Origin of the sequence: Streptomyces sp. SP18BB07 (assembly GCF_036322545.1) — a bacterium.
Lineage (GTDB): Bacteria > Actinomycetota > Actinomycetes > Streptomycetales > Streptomycetaceae > Streptomyces > Streptomyces deccanensis.
In genome coordinates, this window is the sequence record NZ_JAQYWT010000323.1 from 20743 (window position 1) to 27928 (window position 7186).

8 protein-coding genes and 1 pseudogene are annotated in these 7186 nt (G+C 69.7%); 7 read left to right on the plus strand and 2 right to left on the minus strand.

Annotation, left to right across the window (positions count from 1 at the left end; all coding sequences use genetic code 11):
- The first annotated feature begins 377 nt into the window (after positions 1 to 377).
- From PUR53_RS23840 to PUR53_RS23855, 4 genes are all read left to right on the plus strand, one after another.
- Complete coding sequence (locus PUR53_RS23840; RefSeq protein ID WP_329895527.1) at positions 378 to 1775, plus strand: DUF6421 family protein; 1398 nt, start codon at positions 378 to 380, stop codon at positions 1773 to 1775.
- A 47-nt stretch (positions 1776 to 1822) separates the two neighbouring features.
- Positions 1823 to 2575, plus strand: coding sequence for an SDR family NAD(P)-dependent oxidoreductase (locus tag PUR53_RS23845; protein ID WP_184898010.1), 753 nt, complete (start codon positions 1823 to 1825; stop codon positions 2573 to 2575).
- Positions 2572 to 3642, plus strand: a complete 1071-nt coding sequence (locus PUR53_RS23850) for a threonine aldolase family protein (protein WP_230216820.1) — start codon at positions 2572 to 2574, stop codon at positions 3640 to 3642. The genes PUR53_RS23845 and PUR53_RS23850 overlap by 4 nt, the downstream gene beginning before the upstream one ends.
- 75 nt (positions 3643 to 3717) lie before the next feature.
- The gene (locus PUR53_RS23855; protein WP_329895529.1) at positions 3718 to 4311 is read left to right on the plus strand and encodes a transglutaminase domain-containing protein; all 594 of its coding nucleotides are present in this window, start codon (positions 3718 to 3720) and stop codon (positions 4309 to 4311) included.
- Between the two features lie 7 nt (positions 4312 to 4318).
- Here the strand turns inward: PUR53_RS23855 and PUR53_RS23860 are convergent, their stop codons facing one another.
- Positions 4319 to 5047 carry a lysophospholipid acyltransferase family protein gene (locus PUR53_RS23860; protein ID WP_329909601.1) on the minus strand — a complete coding sequence of 243 codons (729 nt, stop codon included), beginning with the start codon at positions 5045 to 5047 and terminating at the stop codon, positions 4319 to 4321.
- A gap of 187 nt (positions 5048 to 5234) precedes the next feature.
- Entirely contained in the window at positions 5235 to 5651 is a 417-nt protein-coding gene (locus PUR53_RS23865; RefSeq protein WP_329895531.1) for a DUF4395 domain-containing protein, read from the minus strand.
- 75 nt (positions 5652 to 5726) lie between these two features.
- Here PUR53_RS23865 and PUR53_RS23870 point away from each other — a divergent pair, with 75 nt between their 5' ends.
- The 3 genes and pseudogenes from PUR53_RS23870 to PUR53_RS23880 all read left to right on the plus strand — a co-directional run.
- Positions 5727 to 6140 (plus strand): thioredoxin family protein, encoded by a 414-nt coding sequence (locus tag PUR53_RS23870; RefSeq protein ID WP_329895532.1) that lies wholly within the window; start codon positions 5727 to 5729, stop codon positions 6138 to 6140.
- A gap of 190 nt (positions 6141 to 6330) precedes the next feature.
- Positions 6331 to 6840, plus strand: coding sequence for a flavin reductase family protein (locus PUR53_RS23875; RefSeq protein WP_329895533.1), 510 nt, complete (start codon positions 6331 to 6333; stop codon positions 6838 to 6840).
- 204 nt (positions 6841 to 7044) lie between these two features.
- A pseudogene (locus PUR53_RS23880) lies at positions 7045 to 7186 on the plus strand (electron transfer flavoprotein subunit beta); the annotation flags it as partial.

Consider the following 7186-nt stretch of genomic DNA (forward strand, 5'->3'; position numbering starts at 1 on the left):
GCCGGGGGAGGGGCGGCACGCGGCTGGGGCGCAGCGTAGTCCTCCCGCCGTGCGATGCATCCGCGTGTGCACGGGCCCTTTCGGGTCGTGTCACCCCGTGTCACGTCGGGGAACAGGACCGTTTCCGCACCTGGCCCGCACCGATCAGGTCATCCCTGAGTGGGCGAGTCCGGTGCGCGTTGACCCTGGGTGCCCTCCGCGCGGAGACCCCGACGCATGAAGTGTGACCTACGACGCGTGTGACAGGAGATTCAGCGGTTAGGTGCTGGGTGTGGCGGGAAGATTTCCGGCTGGGCCGCTCATGATCGGTCTTGCGGTGAGGAAGCCTCGCTACGTACGGTGTCCTTACGAAAGGTTCTCCCGTGGAGGATGGGGTCATGACGGAAATTCTTGTGCAGATGGGTGCGGAGGACGCTGTTCCTTCGGTCGCTAGGGTGGTGGATCACCCGGCCTGGCCCGTGCTCAAGGACGCCGTGGAGCGGATCCGGCCATGGCAGTCGAAGGACGGCTCCATCGACTTCGACGCGGAGCGGGCCCCCGCTCCGGCCGCCGCCGAGCAGGCCGTACGGGAGATCGTCGAGGCCGTCGAGGCGCTGTCCCCGTTGTTGCCGCACGACGCCGCCTACCACGAGGCGCTCGTCCAGGACCTGAGGCGCTGGGCCGACGGGGGCTTCGAGGTGCCCGACTTCCTCGACTCGCTGCTCGCCTTCCAGCCCGCCGCCAACCGCGCGGACGGCCTCCAGCACCTGGTCGTCTTCCCGATGTACACGCAGAACGGCAACCCCGACCGCAACCTCGAAGCGGTCGTGCTGCGCATGGTCTGGCCCGACTGGCTGGCCGAGCTGGAGCGCACCCGCTACGACAACCCGCTGTTCTGTGGCATCACCTTCGAGGACTTCACCGCCGGCTACGACACCAACTCGGCCGTCCTCTTCCCGGAGACCATCGCCGTGCGCGAGGCCCCGGCCCGCTTCTCCTGGGGCGGCATCTTCTGCGACCGCGAGGCCGCCCGCTTCCGCCGGGTCACCGACGCCGCTGTCGACATCCTGGGCCTCGAACTGCCCGAGGACGTCGCAGCGATGGTCCACGACCAGAAGCGCTGCGAGGAGGCGTTCGTCCTGTGGGACATGGTCCACGACCGCACCCACAGCCACGGCGACCTGCCCTTCGACCCCTTCATGATCAAGCAGCGCCAGCCGTTCTGGATGTACGGCCTGGAGGAGCTGCGCTGCGACCTCACCGCCTTCAAGGAGGCCGTGAAACTGGAGGCCGACGGCGTCCCGCAGGCCCGCGACGTGCAGTACGCCGTGCTCTTCGACCGGATGTTCCGCTTCCCGGTCACCGGCGAGCGGGTCCGCAACTACGACGGCCTCGGCGGGCAGCTCCTCTTCGCCTACCTGCACAAGCACGACGTCGTCCGCTGGACCGACAACAAGCTGTACATCGACTGGCAGCGCGCCCCGCAGGTCACCAACCAGCTCTGCGCCGACATCGAGCAGCTCTACCGCGACGGCATCGACCGCCCCAAGCTCGTCCACTGGTTCGCCGGATACGAGCTGGTCGCGACCTATCTCGCCCCGCACCCCGGCTCCCGCTGGGCCAAGGGTCCGGACGCCCTGGATCTGACGCAGCCGCCGCGGAAACTCGTCGACGACGTGCTTCCGGACGAGTTTCCGCTCAGCATGTTCTATGAGGCGCTCGCCAAGAAGCTGAAGACCGTGATCGCCTCCACCAAGGGCATCACCGCGGCGGACGCCGAGCGGGCCGCCGCGTGAGCGCCCGGTTCGCGGACGTTCCAGTCGCTGCTCAGGAGGCGGAGACCATGCAGAACGGCAACGGTGCACTGAGTGGCGCGGTGATCGCGGTGGCCGGCGCGGGCGGACCCGCCGGCCGGGCGGCCCTGCTGCGGCTGGCCGACGCGGGAGCGATCGTCGTCGGCTCCGACAACGACCCCGAGCGGCTCTCCGAGGCCGTGGACGCGGCCCGGTACGCGCACGGCGGCGCGACCGTCGTCGGCGACACGGTCGATCTGCTCGACCTGCAGTCGACCCGGGACTGGGCCACCCGTATCGAGAAGGACTTCGGCCGGGTCGACGGCCTCGTCCACCTCGTCGGCGGCTGGCGCGGCAGCGAGACCTTCACCAGGACCAGCCTCGACGACTGGGACTTCCTGGAGATGCTGCTGATCCGCACCGTGCAGCACACCTCCCTCGCCTTCCACGAGGCCCTGCAGCGCAGCGAGCGCGGCCGGTACGTCCTGATCAGCGCGGCCGGCGCCAGCAAGCCCACCGCGGGCAACGCCGCGTACGCCGCCGCCAAGGCCGCCGCCGAGGCGTGGACGCTCGCCACCGCCGACTACTTCCGCAAGGCGGGCGGGCCGGACGGGCCGACCTCCGCGGCTGCCATCCTGGTGGTGAAGGCATTGGTGCACGACGCGATGCGCGCCGACCGCCCCAACGCGAAGTTCGCGGGCTTCACCGACGTCAAGGACCTGGCCGAGGCCATCGCCGGGGTCTGGGACAAGCCCGCTGCCGAAGTGAACGGAAACCGTCTGTGGCTGACCGACAAGCCGTGAACCCTCCGAAGACCGACGCCCGACGCCATCACGACCCGGAGGTCCGCGGCTTCGCCAGCGACAACTACGCGGGGGTCCACCCCGAGGTGCTCGCCGCCCTGGCCCTGGCCAACGGCGGGCACCAGGTCTCCTACGGCGAGGACGACTACACCGAGAACCTCCAGCGGATCGTCCGCAGCCACTTCGGTGCCACCGCGGAGGCGTTCCCCGTCTTCAACGGCACCGGCGCCAACGTCGTCGCGCTCCAGGCCGTCACCGACCGCTGGGGCGCGGTGATCTGCGCCGAGAGCGCGCACATCCACGTCGACGAGTGCGGGGCGCCCGAGCGGGTCGGTGGACTGAAGCTGCTCACCGTGCCCACTCCCGACGGCAAGCTCACCCCCGAGCTGATCGACCGGCAGGCGTACGGCTGGGACGACGAGCACCGCGCGATGCCGCAGGTCGTCTCGATCACCCAGAGCACCGAACTCGGCACCCTCTACACGCCCGAGGAGATCCGCGCGATCTGCGACCACGCCCACGCGCACGGCATGAAGGTGCACCTGGACGGCTCCCGGATAGCCAACGCCGCCGCCTCCCTGGACGTGCCGATGCGGACGTTCACCAACGCGGTCGGTGTCGATCTGCTCTCCCTGGGCGGCACCAAGAACGGCGCGATGTTCGGCGAGGCGGTCGTCGTGATCAACCAGGACGCCGTGCGCCGGATGAAGCATCTGCGCAAGCTGTCCATGCAGCTCGCCTCCAAGATGCGTTTCGTGTCGGTGCAGTTGGAGGCCCTGCTGGCGAAGGACCTCTGGCTGCGCAACGCCCGGCACTCCAACGAGATGGCGCAGCGGCTCGCCGAGGGCGTCCGCGCGGTCCACGGCGTCGAGATCCTGTACCCGGTGCAGGCCAACGCTGTCTTCGCCCGTCTCCCGCACGACGTGAGCGAGCGGCTGCAGAAGCGCCACCGCTTCTACTTCTGGGACGAGGCGGCCGGTGACGTCCGCTGGATGTGCTCCTACGACACGACGGAGGAGGACGTGGACGGGTTCGTCGCGGCCCTCAAGGAGGAGATGGCCCGCTGACGGAGCATGCATAGATATACGGTCACCCGAAAAGTCATTGACTCTCGGGTGATCGTTTTCCTATGCTCTGCGGGCATGGAGCTGATCCAACAAACCCCCGACCTGTCCGCCTACCTCGTGGCCGACGAGGTCATCGACCATCACCATCCGCGCGTACGGCGGACGGCCGCGCACCTGGCCGAGACGGTGGCGGACTCGTATGGCTATGCACAAGCAGCCTTCGAGTACGTGCGCGACGGCATCACGCACTCCCAGGACGCCGGTGATCCGCGCGTCACCTGGCGCGCCTCCGACGTCCTCGAACAGCGCACCGGGATCTGCTACGCCAAGGCCCACGCCCTGGCCGCGCTGCTGCGTGCCGAGGACATCCCGACCGCGCTCTGCTACCAGCGGCTGGCGCACGACGACGGTGACGGACACGTCGTCCACGGTCTGGTCGCCGTGCGCTTCAACGGCGCCTGGCACCGCCAGGACCCCCGGGGGAACAAGCCGGGTGTGGACGCCCGCTTCTCACTGACCGGGGAGCGGCTGGCCTGGGTGCCCGACCCGGCCCTGGGCGAGGTGGACTATCCGACCCTGCACGCCGCGCCGCACCCGGCCGTGCTCGGCGCCCTCCGCGCGGCCCCGGACCGGCGGCAGCTGTGGAGGGCGCTCCCCGTGGCGCTCTAGCGCCGCGTCAGCGGGCCTCGGCCTCGCGGACCTGCTCCGGGGTCGGGGCCGTGCCGCCGAGGTGGGCGGGCATCCACCAGGTGTCGTCCGGGCCCTTGGGGCGGACCGGGTAGGCGCGCTGGGCCGCCTCCAGCAACTCCTGCACCCGCTCGCGGAGTTGGCGGGTGATGGCGCCCGCGTACTTGTCCTTGGAGGCCTCTATCGCCTCACCGACCCGGATGGTGATCGGGATGTGGCTGCGCTTGAAGTTGCGCGGGTGGCCCTTGGTCCACAGCCGCTGTGTGCCCCACACGGCCATCGGGATCAGCGGGACGCCCGCCTCCTGGGCCAGCCGGGCGGCACCCGACTTGAAGGTCTTCAGCGTGAACGACTGCGAGATGGTGGCCTCGGGGAAGACGCCGATGATTTCACCCGAGCGCAGCGAGGCCAGCGCGTGGGTGTAGGCCGCCTCACCCTGCTTGCGGTCGACCGGGATGTGCCGCATGTTGCGCATCAGCGGACCGGAGACCTTGTGCCGGAACACCGACTCCTTGGCCATGAAACGCACCAGGCGCTTCTGCGGCAGTGCCGCCAGGCCGTCGAAGATGAAGTCCAGGTAGCCGATGTGATTGCTCACCAGCACCGCGCCGCCCGAGCGCGGAATGTTCTCCGTCCCCTTGAGGTCGATCTTCAGGTCCCAGACCTTGAACAGGGTTTGGGCGAGACCGATCGCGGGGCGGTAGACAAGCTCTGCCATGGGCGGAGTGGACCCTTCTCTCTGCCTGGGAATGGGTCTCCCGGCGGGAGGTTACGCAGCCGTAGGTTTACGGCATCTCGCAGATCGTGCCCCAAGAACGTACGAGTAGCCAGTCTTGGTGCCGGCCAGGGGCGAGATTCTCGTCACGTCGGACACACGATCGACCCGCCGGGCGTTCACCCGACCGTCACCGCGCGCGTACGGTCGCCCGCCGGACGAGCAGGTACATCTCGCACCCCAGGCAGTACCCGAACACGGCGTTGAGGAAGGCCGCGGCGAGTGCCGCGCCGGTCGCCGCGAGTCCCAGCCACTCGGGCCCCGCCGTGAAGCCGACCAGGCCCGCCGCCGCGAAGACCAGCCCGACCGCCTGCGCGAACCGCGGCGGCTCCGGCGCCTCGAACTCCGTCGGCGGGCCGAGGCGCGGTCGGACGAGCGTGCGGAAGACCCAGCCGTACGGCGAACGCCCCACTCCGCCCGCCGCGCCCAGCGCGAACGCGAACGTCTGCCAGGCCAGCAGCCAGGCACTGCCGGTGATCAGCGCGACCGCCAGCACCACGGTCGTCACGGCGGCCCCGAAGCGCGGGCCCCTCACATCGATGTCCATGCGTCAAGCATTCCGTAAGCCAATCTCCGTGGGGAGGGGGGAATCTTTGCGGTCGCGTGAACGCTGAAGCACGCTGTGACCGGACTTGTGGTGTGTGGGCTGGTGCTCGCGGCGGCGAGCACCTACGGAGTGCTGCATCGGCGGCGGAGCGGGAGAGTCAGGGTGCGCGGGCGGGACGGCGACAAGCGGGTCGGCGCGGCGGAGTTGGGGGAGGGGCTCGGCGAACGGGCCACCCTGGTGCAGTTCTCCAGCGCCTTCTGCGCCCCCTGCCGGGCGACCCGCAGGGTGCTCGCCGAGGTGGCCGGAATGGTTCCGGGTGTCGCCCATGTGGAGATCGACGCCGAGGAACACCTGGACCTCGTGCGCCGGCTCGACATCCTCAAGACGCCGACCGTGCTCGTGCTCGACGCCGACGGCCGGATCGTGCGCAGGGCAACCGGTCAGCCGCGCAAGGCGGATGTGATCGCCGCGCTGGGGGAGGCCGTGTGAAGCCGCATTCCGGAACGCACTTGACTGTACGCGTCACCCATCGTCAGCCTGACCGTATGTCCCGAGTAACCCTTCGCTTCGAGCGTGACGTCATGTCCAGGGCGTTCCTGGTTCGCACGGCGAGTTCGCGCTGTCCGGGAACCTGAGCTCTCACGGACCCGCACGTCGACTCCAGCAGAAGGACAGCTCCATGACGGCCACCTCCGGCCTCGGTTCGCCCCAGCTCGCCTCCCCCGACCTCCTGCGCTCCGTCTTCCGCCGCCACGCCGCCGGTGTGGCCGTGATCACGGCCCGGGGAGCCACCGGCCCGGTCGGCTTCACCGCCACCTCGCTCAGCTCGGTCTCCGCCGACCCCCCGCTGCTCTCGTTCGGTATCGGCACCGGCGCCTCCAGCTGGCCGGTGATCTCCGAGGCCGAGCACATCGGCGTGCACATACTCGGGGAGCACCAGCGGGAGCTGGCGGCCACCTTCGCCCGCAGCGGCGCCGACCGGTTCGGGGCGCCCACCGGATGGCGTAGCGGTCCGGAGGGAGTTCCCGTGCTCGACGACGTGCTCGCCTGGCTGGTCTGCCGGGTGGTGGCGCGCGTCCCGGCCGGGGAGCACCGCATCGTCCTCGCCGAGGTCGTCGTGGGCGATCCGTCGGGCGCCGGCCGGCCGCTGCTGTACCACCAGGGCCGCTTCAACGGTCTGCGAGACTGATTCCCGTCCGACTACGCAGGGTTGCCTAACTCACAGTTCAAAGCGCTTGCTTAGCGGGCACGCAATGCGGGAACGTAGGTGTCGTACTGGCGAGTAATATTTCGATCGGAGCGCGGGTCGCCCCGGTCGGGATCGGCCGCTTCAGGCGCCTATGCTGCCTGGAAGAAGGCAGCCCAGAAATGACGATGCAGTAGGAGAGCCGGCGTGAGCTTGAGGATCGTTGTCACTGTGAAGTACGTGCCCGACGCCACTGGCGACCGGCACTTCGCCGATGACCTGACCGTCGACCGTGACGACGTGGACGGTCTGCTCTCCGAGCTGGACGAGTACGCCGTCGAGCAGGCGC